The sequence below is a fragment of the Brevundimonas sp. SS2672 genome (genome assembly GCF_059579685.1).
The window spans coordinates 1,456,727-1,471,744 of sequence record NZ_CM184201.1 but is presented as its reverse complement, the minus strand read 5'-3'; the positions used below and the strand labels follow the sequence as shown (position 1 = coordinate 1,471,744).

At 65.8% G+C, this 15,018-nt stretch carries 17 protein-coding genes; 14 read left to right on the top strand and 3 right to left on the bottom strand.

What is annotated here, in order from left to right; genetic code table 11:
- Positions 1–7 precede the first annotated feature (7 nt).
- The 4 genes from AC52GN_RS07530 to ygiD all read left to right on the top strand — a co-directional run bounded on the left by AC52GN_RS07530 (position 8) and on the right by ygiD (position 2,781).
- Positions 8–865, top strand: coding sequence for a D-alanyl-D-alanine carboxypeptidase family protein (locus AC52GN_RS07530; RefSeq protein ID WP_496528657.1), 858 nt, complete (start codon positions 8–10; stop codon positions 863–865).
- Positions 862–1,320 (top strand): hypothetical protein, encoded by a 459-nt coding sequence (locus tag AC52GN_RS07525; protein ID WP_496528656.1) that lies wholly within the window; start codon positions 862–864, stop codon positions 1,318–1,320. Before AC52GN_RS07530 ends, AC52GN_RS07525 begins: the two co-directional genes overlap by 4 nt.
- 98 nt (positions 1,321–1,418) lie before the next feature.
- Positions 1,419–2,021 carry an NAD(P)H:quinone oxidoreductase gene (gene wrbA / locus AC52GN_RS07520; RefSeq protein ID WP_343829769.1) on the top strand — a complete coding sequence of 201 codons (603 nt, stop codon included), beginning with the start codon at positions 1,419–1,421 and terminating at the stop codon, positions 2,019–2,021.
- Positions 2,022–2,025: 4 nt separating this feature from the next.
- Positions 2,026–2,781, top strand: a complete 756-nt coding sequence (ygiD, locus tag AC52GN_RS07515; RefSeq protein WP_496528655.1) for a 4,5-DOPA-extradiol-dioxygenase — start codon at positions 2,026–2,028, stop codon at positions 2,779–2,781.
- A 21-nt stretch (positions 2,782–2,802) separates the two neighbouring features.
- Here ygiD and AC52GN_RS07510 read toward each other — a convergent pair whose 3' ends face one another.
- Positions 2,803–3,213, bottom strand: coding sequence for a DoxX family protein (locus AC52GN_RS07510; protein ID WP_291775137.1), 411 nt, complete (start codon positions 3,211–3,213; stop codon positions 2,803–2,805).
- 82 nt (positions 3,214–3,295) lie between these two features.
- On the bottom strand, positions 3,296–4,852 hold the full coding sequence (locus AC52GN_RS07505) for an AMP-binding protein (protein ID WP_496528782.1): 1,557 nt from the start codon (positions 4,850–4,852) through the stop codon (positions 3,296–3,298).
- Between the two features lie 202 nt (positions 4,853–5,054).
- Between AC52GN_RS07505 and lipA the strand changes: the two genes are divergently transcribed.
- The 3 genes from lipA to AC52GN_RS07490 are packed head-to-tail and all read left to right on the top strand — an operon-like array spanning position 5,055 to position 7,612.
- On the top strand, positions 5,055–6,029 hold the full coding sequence (gene lipA, locus AC52GN_RS07500) for a lipoyl synthase (RefSeq protein ID WP_291775141.1): 975 nt from the start codon (positions 5,055–5,057) through the stop codon (positions 6,027–6,029).
- A 4-nt stretch (positions 6,030–6,033) separates the two neighbouring features.
- Positions 6,034–6,486 carry a type II toxin-antitoxin system RatA family toxin gene (locus AC52GN_RS07495; protein WP_291775143.1) on the top strand — a complete coding sequence of 151 codons (453 nt, stop codon included), beginning with the start codon at positions 6,034–6,036 and terminating at the stop codon, positions 6,484–6,486.
- 4 nt (positions 6,487–6,490) lie between these two features.
- Positions 6,491–7,612, top strand: coding sequence for an NAD(P)/FAD-dependent oxidoreductase (locus AC52GN_RS07490; protein WP_496528654.1), 1,122 nt, complete (start codon positions 6,491–6,493; stop codon positions 7,610–7,612).
- A gap of 9 nt (positions 7,613–7,621) precedes the next feature.
- On the opposite strand, the gene AC52GN_RS07485 is transcribed toward AC52GN_RS07490, so the two are convergent.
- The gene (locus tag AC52GN_RS07485) at positions 7,622–8,611 is read right to left on the bottom strand and encodes an NHL repeat-containing protein (RefSeq protein ID WP_496528653.1); all 990 of its coding nucleotides are present in this window, start codon (positions 8,609–8,611) and stop codon (positions 7,622–7,624) included.
- A 221-nt stretch (positions 8,612–8,832) separates the two neighbouring features.
- On the opposite strand from AC52GN_RS07485, the gene rpmF reads away from it, so the two are divergent.
- The 7 genes from rpmF to AC52GN_RS07450 all read left to right on the top strand — a co-directional run bounded on the left by rpmF (position 8,833) and on the right by AC52GN_RS07450 (position 15,017).
- A complete protein-coding gene (rpmF, locus tag AC52GN_RS07480) occupies positions 8,833–9,015 on the top strand; it encodes a 50S ribosomal protein L32 (protein ID WP_040345353.1) in 183 nt (60 codons plus the stop codon).
- 166 nt (positions 9,016–9,181) lie between these two features.
- Positions 9,182–10,459 carry a phosphopyruvate hydratase gene (gene eno, locus AC52GN_RS07475; protein WP_496528652.1) on the top strand — a complete coding sequence of 426 codons (1,278 nt, stop codon included), beginning with the start codon at positions 9,182–9,184 and terminating at the stop codon, positions 10,457–10,459.
- A gap of 153 nt (positions 10,460–10,612) precedes the next feature.
- Positions 10,613–10,933: an FtsB family cell division protein gene (locus AC52GN_RS07470; RefSeq protein WP_291776129.1), complete on the top strand. Its 321-nt coding sequence runs from the start codon at positions 10,613–10,615 to the stop codon at positions 10,931–10,933.
- A 165-nt stretch (positions 10,934–11,098) separates the two neighbouring features.
- Positions 11,099–12,076 (top strand): pyruvate dehydrogenase (acetyl-transferring) E1 component subunit alpha, encoded by a 978-nt coding sequence (gene pdhA / locus AC52GN_RS07465; RefSeq protein ID WP_496528781.1) that lies wholly within the window; start codon positions 11,099–11,101, stop codon positions 12,074–12,076.
- 3 nt (positions 12,077–12,079) lie between these two features.
- Complete coding sequence (locus tag AC52GN_RS07460; RefSeq protein ID WP_496528651.1) at positions 12,080–13,438, top strand: pyruvate dehydrogenase complex E1 component subunit beta; 1,359 nt, start codon at positions 12,080–12,082, stop codon at positions 13,436–13,438.
- Positions 13,435–13,752, top strand: coding sequence for a DUF5076 domain-containing protein (locus AC52GN_RS07455; RefSeq protein ID WP_343829776.1), 318 nt, complete (start codon positions 13,435–13,437; stop codon positions 13,750–13,752). Before AC52GN_RS07460 ends, AC52GN_RS07455 begins: the two co-directional genes overlap by 4 nt.
- Entirely contained in the window at positions 13,752–15,017 is a 1,266-nt protein-coding gene (locus tag AC52GN_RS07450) for a pyruvate dehydrogenase complex dihydrolipoamide acetyltransferase (RefSeq protein ID WP_496528650.1), read from the top strand. The genes AC52GN_RS07455 and AC52GN_RS07450 overlap by 1 nt, the downstream gene beginning before the upstream one ends.
- Position 15,018 lies beyond the last annotated feature (1 nt).

Sequence of the window (15,018 nt, the reverse complement as noted above, 5' to 3'; positions counted from 1 at the left end):
TGTGGTCATGTGGAAAGCGTCCGCCTTCGTTATCGCCGCCTTGATCGCCGCCTTCGCCGGACAGGCTCACGCCGAGGCTCCGGAACCTGCGCCGACCGCCCAGATCTGCGACCGGGCGTCCGGCGCCTGGGACGATACGGCCGAGGCGAACGCCATCTCCCTTTATGCGCTGGAGTGGGTTCCGTTCGGGCCGTCCGAGTTGGGCTGGGAAGCCTATGTCCCGTTGATCCAACAGGAGGTCGGTTCGCCCTGCGATCCGACATCGGCGGGCTTCGCCGAAGCCCTGGCCGCGTTCCAGGCGCGCTATGGGGTCACGGCCAGCGGCCGGTTCGACCAGGCGACCTTTCAGGTGTTGCGGGGCCTGTGGCAGGAGCGGCGACCCTTCGTCATGGCGCGGGTGAGGGGAGAATGCCCGGATCCGCCTCCCGTCGCCGACCTGGCCTATCTGACGACAGGAGAGGAACACGCCGAACGCCTGACGCGTCTGCTGCGTCGCGACGTGCTGGACGCTTATCGCGCCATGGCGGCGGCGGCCCGCGCCGAAGTTCCGGAGATCGCCGCCGAACCGGAACTGCTGCGCATCTTTTCCTCTTTCCGCGATCCGGAGGCCGACGCGGCGCGATGCGCGCGCGACGGCAACTGCGACGGCTTGAGACGCGCCGTCTGCTCGCCGCACCGGACCGGCACGGCCGTCGACCTCTATGTCGGCCACCTGCAGGGCATGGGCGTCGATTCCACTGACGTTCACAGTCGCCGCTACATGAGCCAGACGCCGACCTATCGTTGGCTGGTCAAGAACGCCGGGCGGTTCGGCTTCGTCCCCTATGTCTATGAGCCTTGGCACTGGGAGTGGGTCGGTCGATGATCCGACCGCTTGCGCATGGCGAGGCGGCGCTGGCGCGCGAAGTGTTCGGGCGTGACTTGCGGTTGGACGACATCCGCTTCCTGGGCTCGCCCTGGCCGTTCAACCGGGCCTTCGTGCCGGGACGCTGGTTCGGCCGCAACTGGATCGTCTGGCCCAGGGCGACCTTGGCGCCGGATTTGTCGCAGGCGTCGCTGCGAACTCAGGCGGTCTTCATTCACGAACTGGTCCATGTCTGGCAGGCCCAGAACGGCGTCAATCTGCTGACCGGCAAGCTGAAAGCGGGCGACGGGCCGGGCGCCTACGCCTATCCGGTCGATGAGCGCTGCGAATGGATCGGCCTGAACATCGAGCAGCAGGCCATGGTGGTCGAACACCGCTTCCTGCTGTCGCGGGGCGCGCGGGTTCCAGGCGAAAGCGCCTTTTACGATCGTGTTTGTCCGATCGGCGATCGTTGAGAAAATTGACAAGAAGGCCTTGCGGCGCCGCAACATGACGTTAAATCAGGCACTGATGCTGTTGCTGTATGCATCGTTTCAGTTTTGCCGGAGCGGCCATGCCTAAGATTCTCGTCCTCTACCACTCGACCTACGGCCATATCGAACAAATGGCCGAAGCCGTCGCCGAAGGCGCGCGGCAGGTCGAAGGCGCCGTCGTGGACATCAAGCGCGTCCCCGAAACCGTGCCGGAAGAGCTGGCGCGCAGTTCAGGCTACAAGATGGATCAAGCCGCGCCGATCGCCACGGTGGCGGAACTGGCCGACTATGACGCTATCATCCTGGGCGCCGGGACCCGCTTTGGCACCGCCGCCTCGCAGATGCGCGCCTTCCTGGATCAGACGGGCGGCATGTGGGCGCAGGGCAAGCTGGTCGGCAAGGTCGGCAGCGCCTTCAGCGCCTCGGCCACCCAGCACGGCGGCCAGGAGACGACCTTCCTCGGCCTGCATCATTATTTCATGCACCAGGGAATGGTTGTCGTCGGCCTGCCGTACGCCTTCGCCGGCCAGATGAACATGGACGAGATCACCGGCGGCACCCCATACGGAGCCACGACCCTGACCAAGGGCGACGGCTCGCGCATGCCGAGCCAGAATGAACTGGACGGCGCCCGCTTCCAGGGCAAGCATGTCGCGGAAATCGCCAGGAAGCTGCACGGTTAAGAACATGCGCCAGCCCGCACTCTTCTTTGGTCACGGCTCCCCCATGAATGCGCTGGGCGGTCCCTTCGCGGACACCTGGCGCGCGTTGGGGCAGGAGATCGGCAAGCCGAAAGGCGTCGTCATGGTCTCGGCTCACTGGGAGACGCGCGGGCTGGGCGTGACGGCGCAGGAGCTGCCGGAAACCATCCATGATTTCGGAGGCTTCCCGGCCGAACTTCACGCCATGCAGTATCCCGCGCCCGGCTCGCCCTCGCTGGCGAACCGGGTGGCGCAACTGACAGGCGCATTGCAGACGACGCAGTGGGGGCTGGATCACGGGACCTGGTCCGTCCTGGCCCATGTCTGGCCGGACGCCGACGTGCCCGTGGTGCAATTGTCGCTGGACCGCCCCCTCGACGCCCGCGCCCATTATGAACTGGCCCAGCGCCTGCGCCCCTTACGGGACGAAGGCGTCATCGTCGCCGGTTCGGGCGATTTCGTGCACAATCTGCGGACGTGGAAACGGGCGGGCGGCGAGCCCTATGACTGGGCCGTCGATTTCAATGAGGCGGTCAAGCGCGCCCTCATGGCGGGCGACCACGACGCCCTGATCGACTGGGTCCACTTGGCCGAACAGGCGCAGCTCAGCGTTCCGACGGACGAACACTATCTGCCGTTGCTTTATGTCGCCGCGCAGCAGGCGTCGGGCGAGTCCGTCCGCTTCTTCAATGATGTGATCGAAGGCGGATCGATCTCGATGACGGGCGTCCGGATCGGCTGACCGGACGCCGCGTTTCGTTTCTTAGCGTCGGCCGCCGCGCAGGGCGTTGTCCAGCGACCACGGCCCCGGCCCGGCGAAGACCAGGTACAGGAAGACAAAGCAGTAGAGGGCCGCCAGCTCTCCGCCGTTGTTGATGGGGTAGGGGCTCTGCGGCGCGTGAACCATCCAATAGGCCACGGCGGTGAAGCCTGACAGGATGAAAGCCGTCGGACGGCTGAACAGGCCCAGCGCCAACAGGACGCCGCCGACCAGTTCAATGGGACCGGACCAACCCGCCAGAGTCGACAGATCGACTCCGCCGCCGCGACCGCCCGGCGGAAAACCCAGAATCTTCTGCGCGCCGTGCTGAAGCAAAAGCAGGCCGGAGACAATTCTCAGAAGGCTGAGAAAATGCGGCTCCCAGCCGGCCAGGGATGTCGAACGTCGGGCCATGAAACCTCCTCGGCCGTTGCGCCCCGCGAGCGGGACCGGACGGCCGAGGTTATGACACTGGCGTCGAACGGCAAGCGCCTTGTCAGGCGCTCTTCAATTCATCCTCGACCTTCTTCTGGATGGTCACATAGTCGGTCTTGCCGGTGCCCAGGACCGGAATGCTTTCGACCTTGATGATCTTCTTCGGCACCGCCAGTTCGGGCGCGCCGTTGTCACGCGCCCATTCGGTCAGGCGTGAGCTCTCGGCCTCCGCGACGTCGGTGACCAGGACCAGGCGCTCGCCCTTCTTGCTGTCAGGCACGGCGACGACGGCGTGGTGGCCGGTCGGCCAGACGGCGCCGGCCATGCCTTCGACCGCCGTCAGAGACACCATCTCACCGCCGATCTTGGCGAAGCGCTTCACCCGGCCCAGGATGGTGATGTAGCCCTCGGCGTCGATATCGACGATGTCGCCCGTATCGTGCCAGCCGTCCGCCAGAGGCTCCAGATTGTCCGGGTCGTTCGGCGAGATATAGCCTTCCATCACGTTCGGTCCGCGCAGATACAGGCGCCCCCCGACCTCGATGCCTTCAACCGGTTCGATGCGGTATTCCATGCCCGGCAGTATCTGGCCCACCGTGCCCGGCCGGTTGCGGTCGGGATGGTTCACGGCGACGACCGGCGCCGCCTCGGTGGCTCCATAACCTTCCAACAGGGTCAGGCCGCCGAACTTGGCGTCGAAGGCGGCGCGAGTTTCCTCGCGCACCTTCTCGGCTCCGGCGACCGCGAACTTCAGGGTGGCGAAGTCGCCCGGCTCGGCCACACGGGCGTACTGGTTCAGGAAGGTGTCGGTCGCGAACAGGATCGACGCCTTCACCTGGGGCAGAAGATCGGTGATCTGCTTGGCGTGCAACGGCGAGGGATATTCAAACGCCTTCAACCCCTGCAGCAGCGGCAGGATGACCCCGCCTGTCAGGCCGAAGCAGTGGAAGGTCGGCAGCGGATTGAACATCACCCAGTCGGGGTCCAGGTCGATGTGGGCCGCCACCTGGCGCGCATTGGCGACCAGGTTCTTCTGGCTCAGCACCACGCCCTTGGGCGCGCCGAAGCTGCCCGAGGTGAACAGGACGACGCCCGCCGAATCCGGGTCGGTCTTCACGCGAAACCGCTTGGGCGCCATGCCGGCGCTGAGGCCGTACAGTTTGTCGGCCAGGCCGATGGTCTTGCGGATATCATCCAGCCAGACGATCTCGGAAACCTCGCCCAGGGCTTCCATCAGGTCGTCCAGCTTGGCCTGGGTGACGAAACGCTTGGCCGACAGGATCTTCTTCACGCCCGCCGTCTTCAGCGCCGCCTTCAGATTGGCTTCGCCCGAGGTGAAGTTCAGCATGACCGGCACGCGTCCGAAGGCGTGCAGGGCGAAGAAGGTCACCACCACGCCTGCGCTGGACGGCAGCAGCACGCCGACGCGTTCTCCCGGTTGGGTCAGTCTGGCGATCTTGCGGCCCAGCACGAAGGCGGCGCGGATCAGGCCGGTATAGGTCAGGGGGTGGCGATCCTGGTCCTCCAGAATCTCCTTGTCGCCATAGCGGGCGCGCGCATCGATCAGCGCGTCGAACAGGGTCTCTTCATAGACCTTGGGGTCCAGGGCTGCCCGCAGCAAGCACGTCCTCCTTCGGAGAGCTCTGGCGCGGCCCTCTCGGTTACAAGAGGCCGGAACCTAGTGACGTAAGGTCGCCTTGAAAAGATGCGTAACGTCGCGTGAGGCCGTTCCGATGTCGGACTGAAACCGACTGTGCCTTGCCTTTGCACATCGGAAGGCCGACATACCGCCTTCAGAAACAGGAGCCAGACCGCCGGCGATGGTCACGCTGATCGACACCCTGCAGAAGAAGCCGTCTGAGCTTCGTCACCCTGAAAAGCAGAACCGCCCGGAATCGGCGGTGCTGAAGAAGCCTGACTGGCTGCGCGTCAAGGCGCCTGGCTCGGGCCAGTACAACGCCACCAAGGACATCGTGCGCTCCAAGGGGCTGCACACCGTCTGTGAAGAGGCCGCCTGCCCGAACATCGGCGAATGCTGGAGCCAGAAGCACGCCACCCTGATGATCATGGGCGACACCTGCACGCGGGCCTGCGCCTTCTGCAACGTCAAGACCGGCCTGCCGCAGCCGCTGGACCCGGAAGAACCGGCCAAGGTCGGTCTGGCCGTGGCGCAGATGGAACTGAACCACGTCGTCATCACCTCGGTGGACCGCGACGACGTGTCGGACGGCGGCGCCGCCCACTTCGCCGAGGTGGTGCGCCAGATTCGCATCCAGGCGCCGAACACCACCATCGAAATCCTGACGCCCGACTTCCTGCGCAAGGACGGCGCGGCCGAGGTGATGATCGACGCCACGCCCGACGTCTTCAATCACAACCTCGAGACGGTTCCGCGCCTCTATCTGAAGATCCGGCCGGGGGCCCGCTACTTCCACTCCCTGCGCCTGCTGCAGATGGTCAAGGAGCGCGACCCGAACCAGTTCACCAAGTCCGGCATCATGGTCGGTCTGGGCGAGACCAAGGAAGAGGTCATGCAGGTGATGGACGACATGCGGTCCGCCGGCGTCGACTTCATCACCATCGGCCAGTATCTGCAGCCGACCCGCAAGCACGCGGCCATCGACCGCTTCGTCACGCCCGAAGAGTTCAAGGCCTATGAGGCGATCGCGCGGGCCAAGGGCTTCCTGATGGTGTCGTCGTCGCCGCTGACGCGCTCGTCGCACCACGCAGGCGACGACTTCGCTCGGCTGCGGGCGGCGCGTGAGGCCCAGTTGTCGTCCCGGAACGGCCGCTGAACCCTTGGCCGTCCATCGCGTAACGCGCATCCTGCCCTATGCGCCCGAGCAACTGGCCGCCATGGTGGCGGACGTGCGCGCCTATCCCGACTTCGTGCCGTGGATCACCGCCATGCGCGTCTGGAACGTGCGGGACGAGGCGCCGGGCGTGCATCTGCTGGACGCCGAGGCCGGGGTCGGATTCGCCTTCCTGACCGAGAAGTTCTCAACCTGGGTGCGTCATGACGTGCACGCGCCCAAGGTCGAGGTCGGCCTGATCCGCGGCCCGTTCAAGCACCTGAAGAACCGCTGGGAGTTCCATCCGCATCCGCAGGGGACGCGACTGGAATTCTCCATCGACTTCGCCTTCAAGTCGCGCATGCTGGACATGATGCTTCAGGCGAACTTCGACCGGGCGGTCGACAAGCTGATCCAGTGTTTCGAGAGCCGGGCCAAGGCTCTCTACGGCAAGAGGTAGAACCATGGGCGCGCCTTTCGACTTCGATGCGACGGTCGTGGGCGCGGGAGCTGTGGGGCTGGCCTGCGGCCGGGCGCTGTCGCGACGCGGCCTGACGGTGTTGGTGCTGGAGAAGGAGCCGCACATCGGTCAGGGCGTCTCCTCGCGCAATCCCGAGGTGATTCACGGCGGACTCTATTATCCGACCGGCTCGTTGAAGGCGAAGTTCTGCGTCGAAGGGCGACGCGCCCTCTATGATTTCCTGGAAAGCCGAAAGGTCGACCACTGGAAGTGCGGCAAGCTGGTCGTGGCGACCGAGGAAGCCGAGGTGGAGCGCATCGAGACCATCTTCCAGCAAGCGACGACCAACGGCGTCGAGCGGTTGGAGCATCTTACCGGCGCCCAGGCGCGGGCGCTTGAGCCGGAACTGAACGCCCACGCCGCCATCCTGTCGCCCGAAAGCGGCGTGTTCGATAGTCACGGCTATATGCTGGCTCTGCAGGGCGAGATCGAGGACGCGGGCGGCGCGGTCGTGATCTCCGCGCCTTTCGAGGGGGCGGAAGGCTTGCCGGGCGGCGGCTTGTCCGTTCGCGTGGGTGGGGAGGGGGCGATGACCGTGACCAGCCGCCTTCTGGTCACGGCGCCTGGCCTGTCGGCTCAAGACGTCGCAGCTCGAATCGACGGCTATCCCGCCGCTGATATTCCCGCGCGTCATCTGGGCAAGGGGATCTACTTCCGTCTGACGGGCGCGGCGCCGTTCAACCGCCTGATCTATCCGCCGCCGATCCCCGGCGCGCTGGGCACCCACTACCGCAAGGATCTGGGCGGGCAGGGGGTGTTCGGCCCCGACCTGGCCTATGTCGAGACCGAGGACTATTCCGTCGATCCGGCCAAGGCGGAAGAGTTCGCCCGCTACATCCGCCGCTTCTGGCCCGGCGTGACGGTCGAGCGGCTGACCCCCGACTACGCGGGCATCCGGCCCAAGCTGCATGGGCCGGGCGAGCCGCAGCCGGATTTTCAGCTTCATGGCCGAGAGCATCACGGCATCGACGGCCTGATGGCCCTGTTCGGCATCGAAAGCCCCGGCCTGACCAGTTCCCTGGCGATCGGCGAGGCGGCGGCCGAGACCTTGGCGGGCTCGGCTTGAGCCTGACGATCAGTCGAACGCCGACAGCGGGATTGAGACGAGGCTGAACGGCAGGACGGGATCTCCCGGGCCGCGACGGTTCAACTGACTGTTGGCGACGATGAGGCGGTCGCCGCGCACGGCGGCCGTGGCGGGCCAGGCCAGTTCGGCGAACGCCAGCCGCTTCGCCTCTGTCGCCGTGGTGAAATCGGACGACAGATCCAGGGCCACGATCTCCTCGGACCACTGACGCACCACGAACAGCCTCTGACCGTGCAACGCTAGGCCGTCGCCGCCGTCCAGCGCCGAATCACCTGTGTCGATCGCCGTGATCTCGCGGGTGCTCGTATCGATTCGGAAAAGCTTGCCGGCCTTCATCTGCACGACGATCAGATAGCGTCCGTCCGGCGTGGCCGCGATTCCGTTCAGATTGGCGTCCTCGCCGTAGCGAATGGCCGTTCCCTCGAACGACAGCCAGGGCTGCAGCGCCTGATCGGCGATGGGATCGCGCGGCGCGCGCCATAGCACCGGTCGCACGGTGTCGGTGAAGTAGGCCGCATCGGTCGTCAGGGCCACGTCGTTGATCAGCGCCGCGCCTTCGGGGGTGGTGAATCGCGCCAGTCGTCGACCGGTGGCGATGTCGACGACATGCATCGAGCCTGTCCGCGCCCCGGCGACCCACAGGCGTCCTTCTCCATCGGCCTTGAGGCCCAGAGCCACTGAAACCGGCGTCGCGGGGCGGGCGTCGGCCATATCCAGCGGATCGCCGATCACGATGGTCGCCCTGTTTTCGGGATCAACGCTGACGACGACGCCGGTATTGGCGCTGGTGGTGTAGATCGCGCCGGTGGCCGGATCGACCGTCACGCCCTCGGGGTAGGCCGCCGCTTCGGGTAGAGCCAGGACCGCGATGCTCGACGTGGACTGTTCCCGAGCCTGAGCCGGCGTTCCGGCGAGGAGGCCGATGAAGGCGACCGACCCCGCCGTCGTCATCCAGAAATCGCGCCAAGAATCGCGCATGTCGTCCTCCCGTGATATTCAGCGCCGGAACTCTGCCGTAGGGATGGACAGGACGCCACCCTCGTCGAGGCGGCGGCGGGCTGAACCATTATCATTCCGCGACTTGAAATCCCTTGCGGCTTCATGCATAAGCCCGCCCTCGCGTGGCGGCTCTTATCGGGGGGCCGCCGCTGTTGTTTTCGCGTCTTCACCGGCGCACCGACTTAGAGATTGAGACGGACATGGCCGTTCCGAAGCGCAAAGTATCCCCCTCGCGTCGCAACATGCGTCGCGCTCACGACGCCCTGGGCGCCAACACCTATGTCGAAGACAAGGACACCGGCGAGCTGCGTCGTCCGCACCACATCGACCTGAAGACCGGCATGTACAAGGGCCGTCAGGTTCTGACCCAGCAGGAAGACTAAGGTCTCCTCTGGCGATCCGGCTCCGGCCGGGCGCAAATTCAGCGGCGCGCGAGCCTCTCGCGCGCCGTTTTCGCATATGTTCACCGTCGTCTCGCCTGTGGCGATTCAAGCGGGTCTGGTCTAAACCGGCCCGACCTTTCCCAACTCAGTCAGAGCGCAGAGATTCATGACCGATATCGTCGACATCGTCGCCCGCCAGATTCTCGACAGCCGGGGCAATCCGACGGTTGAAGTGGACGTGATCCTCGAAGACGGCAGCTTCGGCCGCGCCGCCGTGCCGTCGGGCGCCTCGACCGGCGCGCACGAAGCCGTCGAACTGCGCGACGGCGACAAGGACGTCTGGGGCGGCAAGGGCGTCGAGAAGGCGGTCGACGCCGTCAACGGCGAGATCTTCGACGCCCTGTCCGGCATGGACGCCGAGGACCAGCGCCGCATCGACGAAGCCCTGATCGAACTGGACGGCACCGAGAACAAGTCGCGTCTGGGCGCCAACGCCATGCTGGGCGTGTCGCTGGCCGTGGCCAAGGCCAGCGCCATCTCGGCCGGTCTGCCGCTGCACCGCTATATCGGCGGCGTCTCGGCCCGCATCCTGCCGACGCCCATGATGAACATCATCAACGGCGGCGCCCACGCCGACAACCCGATCGACATTCAGGAATTCATGATCATGCCGACGGGCGCCGAGAGCTTCTCGGAAGGCCTGCGCATGGGCGCCGAAATCTTCCATGCGTTGAAGAAGGCGCTGAAGGACGCCGGCCACAACACCAACGTCGGCGACGAGGGCGGCTTCGCTCCGAACCTGGCCTCCGCCGACGAAGCCCTGACCTTCATCACCAAGGCGGGCCAGGCGGCGGGCTATCTGGCAGGCGAAGACTTCCACCTGGCGCTGGATGTCGCCTCGACCGAGTTCTTCAAGAACGGCAAGTATGAGCTGGCGGGCGAGGGCAAGTCCTTCGACGCCGAGGGCATGGTCAACTATCTGGCCGATCTGGTCGAACGCTTCCCGATCGTCTCGATCGAGGACGGCTGCGCCGAGGATGACTTCGACGGCTGGAAGCTGCTGACGGATCGCCTGGGCGACCGTGTCCAGCTGGTCGGCGACGATCTGTTCGTGACCAACCCGCGCCGTCTCGCCGCAGGTATCGGCGAGGGCCTGGCCAACTCCATCCTGATCAAGGTCAACCAGATCGGCACCCTGTCCGAGACGCTGGACGCCGTCGATATGGCGCACCGCGCGGGCTACACCGCCGTGATGTCGCACCGTTCCGGCGAGACCGAGGACTCGACCATCGCCGACCTGGCCGTGGCCACCAACTGCGGTCAGATCAAGACCGGCTCGCTGGCCCGTTCGGACCGGACGGCCAAGTACAACCAGCTGCTGCGCATCGAAGAGATGCTGGGCGACCAAGCCGCCTATTTCGGCGACGGCATGCTGCTGAAATAAGCTGCATCACGAAGATGTGCTGGGCGCCGCCTCCGAACCTCGGGGGCGGCGTTCGCAATTACGGCCAAGCTACGGTTCGTTAGGCATTTTCGCTCACTGATAGGTCACCGTGTTTGTGCGCGCTCAGAAGGAGCGTCCGTTGTGCCCGAGCAGATGAAGCCCTACCTGCCGTCCGTCCTGCTGCTGTTGCTGATCGCCTATCTGGGCGTGCAAGCCCTGACGGGTGAACGCGGCCTGCTAAGTGGCGGTGAACGCGACGCTTTGCTGTCCCAGCGACAGTCCCAACTGACGCGCTTGACCGAGCAGCGCCAGGACCTGGAAGTCCGCGTCCGCTACCTGCGCACCGAGAGTCTCTCGAAGGATCTTCTGGAGGAGCGGGCGAGGGCGGTGATCGGCTTCGCCGACCCGCGCGACTATGTGGTTCGGCTGAACGGCCCCGCTGGCCACAACCGTGGCGCGACCCGCGCCTCCTGAACTATTGTTACAGCCTGGCTGGCTGCTTTGCGTTTCGGGAACGAAGGCTGCTAAAGCCCCTTTCTGTAACGATAAGAGTCCCTGAAACAGGGGTGTAAGCCGGGAGATGCCGGATGGCGAAAGCCGCCGCTCAGAAAAACTCGCCCAGCACGGGCGAAAAGATTCCTGAACACGCCGCAGGCTTCCAAGGAAGACCTGCTGCGTTTCTACCGCGAGATGGTTCTCATCCGTCGCTTTGAAGAGCGCGCGGGCCAACTCTACGGCATGGGCCTGATCGGGGGCTTCTGCCACCTGTACATCGGTCAGGAAGCCGTGGCCGTCGGCGTTCAGGAGAGCGTCAAGCAGGGCTACGACAAGATCATCACGGGCTACCGCGACCACGGCCACATGCTGGCCGCGGGCATGGACCCGAAGGAAGTCATGGCCGAGCTGACGGGCCGCATCGGCGGATCGTCCAAGGGCAAGGGCGGGTCCATGCACATGTTCGACGTGCCGACCGGATTCTATGGCGGTCACGGCATCGTCGGCGCGCAGGTCGCGCTGGGCACGGGTCTGGCCTTCGCGGGCAAGTACCGCGGCGACGACTCGGTCAGCTTCGTCTACTTCGGCGACGGCGCCTCGAACCAGGGGCAGGTCTACGAGAGCTTCAACATGGCCCAGCTGTGGAAGCTGCCGGCCATCTACATCATCGAGAACAACCAATACGCCATGGGCACGAGCATCGAGCGCTCGTCGTCCACGACCGAACTGTATCAGCGCGGCGCCAGCTTCGGGATTCCCGGCGAGCAGGTCGACGGCATGGATGTACTGGCCGTGCGTGACGCCGCCGCCCGCGCCGTGGCGCGCGCCCGCGCCGGCGAAGGTCCCTACATCCTGGAAGTGAAGACCTACCGCTATCGCGGCCACTCCATGTCCGACCCGGCCAAGTACCGCACCAAGGAAGAGGTGGACGAGGTCAAGAAGACCCGCGACCCGATCGACCACATCAAGATGCTTCTCGCCGCCGCCAAGGCGACCGAGGACGAACTGAAGGCGATCGACAATGAAGTGAAGGCCGTCGTGGCCGAAGCTGTACAGTTCGCTCAAGAGAGCCCTGAGCCGGATCCGTCCGAGCTCTACACCGACGTCTACGTGGAGGCCTGATACGTGACGGACATTCTGATGCCGGCGCTGTCCCCCACGATGGAAGAGGGCACGCTGACCAAGTGGCACATCAAGGCTGGCGACGTCGTGTCGGCCGGCCAGGTGATCGCCGAGATCGAAACCGACAAGGCGACGATGGAAGTCGAAGCCGTGGACGAGGGCGAAGTTCTCGAAATCCTGGTGCCGGAAGGCGCCGAGGGCGTGAAGGTCAATACGCCGATCGCACGTCTGGCGGGCGAAGACGGCGCTGCGGCGCCCGCGCCGAAGGCCGCTGAGCCGATGACGGCCGTTGAAGCCGAGGCGCCTGTCGCCGCAACGGCCGCCGCTGCGCCTGCCCAGCCCAAGGTCGAATTGCGTGATCCTGAGATTCCGGCCGACGCCAAGCTGGTGAAGACCACCATCCGCGACGCCCTGCGCGACGCCATGGCCGAGGAAATGCGCCGCGACGAGGCCGTCTTCCTGATGGGCGAGGAAGTCGCCCAGTATCAGGGAGCCTATAAGGTCAGCCGGGATCTGCTGCAGGAATTCGGGGATCGCCGCGTGGTCGACACTCCGATCACCGAGCACGGATTCGCCGGCCTGGGCGTGGGCGCGGCGTTTGCCGGCCTGAAGCCGATCGTGGAGTTCATGACGTGGAACTTCGCCATGCAGGCGATCGACCACATCATCAACTCGGCGGCCAAGACCCTGTACATGTCCGGCGGCCAGATGGGCTGTCCGATCGTCTTCCGCGGCCCGAACGGCGCCGCCGCCCGCGTGGCCGCCCAGCACAGCCAGGACTACTCCGCCTGGTACGCCCAGATTCCGGGCCTGAAGGTCGTGGCGCCCTATGACGCCGCCGACGCCAAGGGGCTGCTGAAGGCCGCCATCCGCGATCCGAACCCCATCGTCTTCCTCGAACACGAGATGATGTACGGCCACGAGTTCGACGTGCCGGACGTCGAGGACTATGTCGTGCCGATCGGCAAGGCCAAGGTCCGCCGCGAAGGCACGGACGTCACCATCACGGCGCACAGCCGTATGGTCGGCTTCGCCCTGCAAGCCGCTGAAAAGCTTGCTGAAGAAGGCATCTCGGCCGAAGTCGTCGACCTGCGCACCCTGCGTCCGCTGGATCACGAGACGATCGTCGAGAGCGTCAAGAAGACCAACCGCCTGGTTTCGGCCGAGGAGGGCTGGGGTCCCATGGGCGTCGGCGCCGAAGTGGTCGCCCGCGTGATCGAGCACGCCTTCGACTATCTGGATGCGCCGCCGCTGCGCGTGCACCAGGAAGACGTGCCGCTGCCCTACGCCGCCAACCTGGAAGCCCTGTCCCTGCCGGGCGTCGACAAGATCGTCGCCGCCGTGAAGAAGGTGATGGCGTGACCCAGCCCGCAGAGTTCGAACTGACCGTGCCGGACAGCGTCGCCGCTGACGCCGACGCGGTCGAACTGCTGCGCATGTGGTGGTCGAAAGACGAACCGGTGATGTCGGTGAAGCCTGCCTTCGCCGACCCCATCAAGTTCGGAGAACTCCTGGCCTATGCCGCGCGCCACATGGCGCATGGCTACGCCGTGCGTCACGGCCACAATGAAAAGGCCGCCTATGACCGCATCCTTCAAGGGCTCAGCGACGTGATCAAGGCCGATAACGTCCGCACCGTCGCCGAGCCGGTTTCACCGCAAGCGGGGAACGCCTGATGACCGATATCCTGATGCCCGCCCTGTCTCCGACGATGGAGGAGGGCGTGCTGGCCAAGTGGCACGTCAAGGTCGGCGACACCGTCTCGGCCGGCGACGTGATCGCCGAGATCGAGACCGACAAGGCGACGATGGAAGTCGAAGCCGTGGACGAAGGCGAAGTGCTGGAAATCCTGGTGCCGGAAGGCTCCGAGGGCGTGAAGGTCAATACGCCTATCGCCCGCCTGTCCGGCGACGACGTAGCGCCCGCGCCCAAGAAAGTTGATGCTCCGGCCGAGACGCCGAAGGCTGAAGCGCCCAAGGCGGAGGCTCCGAAGGCCGAAGCCGCGCCCGCTCCGGCCGCACCGAAGTCTGACGACGGCGGCCGCATCTTCGCCTCGCCGCTGGCGCGCCGTCTGGCCGCCCAGGCAGGTCTGGACCTGAAGGCCGTCAAGGGCACCGGCCCGCACGGCCGCATCGTCAAGCGCGACGTGGAGGCCGCCGGCAAGGGCGGCGCTCAACCGGCCGCCGCGACGGCTGCGACCGCAGCCGAGCCGCGCAAGGCCCTGTCGCTGGTTCAGATGGGCATTCCGGACGGCAGCTATGACCTGATCCCGCTGGACGGCATGAAGAAGGCCGTCGCCCGCCGCATGGTCGAGAGCGTGCAGAACGTGCCGCACTTCCCGCTGTTCATCGACGTCGAGATCGACCAGCTGATGGCCGTCCGCGCCAAGGTGAACAAGATGCTGGAGCCGCAGGGCGTCAAGGTCTCGGTGAACGACTTCGTCATCAAGGCCGCCGCCCTGGCCCTGAAGATGGTGCCGGAGGCGAACGCCTCCTACACCCCCGAAGGCATCGCCATGCATCACAACGCCGACGTTTCCATGGCGGTGGCGATCGACGGCGGCCTGATCACCCCGATCATCCGCAAGGCCGAGACCAAGGGCCTGGCCCAGATCGCGACCGAGTCCAAGGACCTGGCCAAGCGGGCCCGTGAGCGCAAGCTGAAGCCCGAAGAGTTCCAGGGCGGCACCTTCTCGGTGTCCAACCTGGGCATGTTCGGCATCAAGCAGTTCACCTCGATCATCAATGAGCCGCAGGGCTGCATCATGAGCGTGGGCGCCGGCGAACAACGTCCAGTCGTCAAGGACGGCCAGATCGTGCCGGCTACCGTCATGACCGTGACCCTGACCTGCGATCACCGCGTGGTCGACGGTGCGACGGGCGCCCGCTTCCTGCAGGCGTTCAAGCCGCTGATCGAAGATCCCGTGGCGATGCTGGCGTAAG

Bases quoted from the DNA above. Each gene is read 5' to 3' on its own strand.
- AC52GN_RS07530 (WP_496528657.1), top strand. From the start codon at position 8: ATGTGGAAAGCGTCCGCCTTCGTTATCGCCGCCTTGATCGCCGCCTTC.
- AC52GN_RS07525 (WP_496528656.1), top strand. From the start codon at position 862: ATGATCCGACCGCTTGCGCATGGCGAGGCGGCGCTGGCGCGCGAAGTG.
- wrbA (WP_343829769.1), top strand. From the start codon at position 1,419: ATGCCTAAGATTCTCGTCCTCTACCACTCGACCTACGGCCATATCGAA.
- ygiD (WP_496528655.1), top strand. From the start codon at position 2,026: ATGCGCCAGCCCGCACTCTTCTTTGGTCACGGCTCCCCCATGAATGCG.
- AC52GN_RS07510 (WP_291775137.1), bottom strand. From the start codon at position 3,213: ATGGCCCGACGTTCGACATCCCTGGCCGGCTGGGAGCCGCATTTTCTC.
- lipA (WP_291775141.1), top strand. From the start codon at position 5,055: ATGGTCACGCTGATCGACACCCTGCAGAAGAAGCCGTCTGAGCTTCGT.
- AC52GN_RS07490 (WP_496528654.1), top strand. From the start codon at position 6,491: ATGGGCGCGCCTTTCGACTTCGATGCGACGGTCGTGGGCGCGGGAGCT.
- AC52GN_RS07485 (WP_496528653.1), bottom strand. From the start codon at position 8,611: ATGCGCGATTCTTGGCGCGATTTCTGGATGACGACGGCGGGGTCGGTC.
- rpmF (WP_040345353.1), top strand. From the start codon at position 8,833: ATGGCCGTTCCGAAGCGCAAAGTATCCCCCTCGCGTCGCAACATGCGT.
- eno (WP_496528652.1), top strand. From the start codon at position 9,182: ATGACCGATATCGTCGACATCGTCGCCCGCCAGATTCTCGACAGCCGG.
- AC52GN_RS07470 (WP_291776129.1), top strand. From the start codon at position 10,613: ATGAAGCCCTACCTGCCGTCCGTCCTGCTGCTGTTGCTGATCGCCTAT.
- AC52GN_RS07450 (WP_496528650.1), top strand. From the start codon at position 13,752: ATGACCGATATCCTGATGCCCGCCCTGTCTCCGACGATGGAGGAGGGC.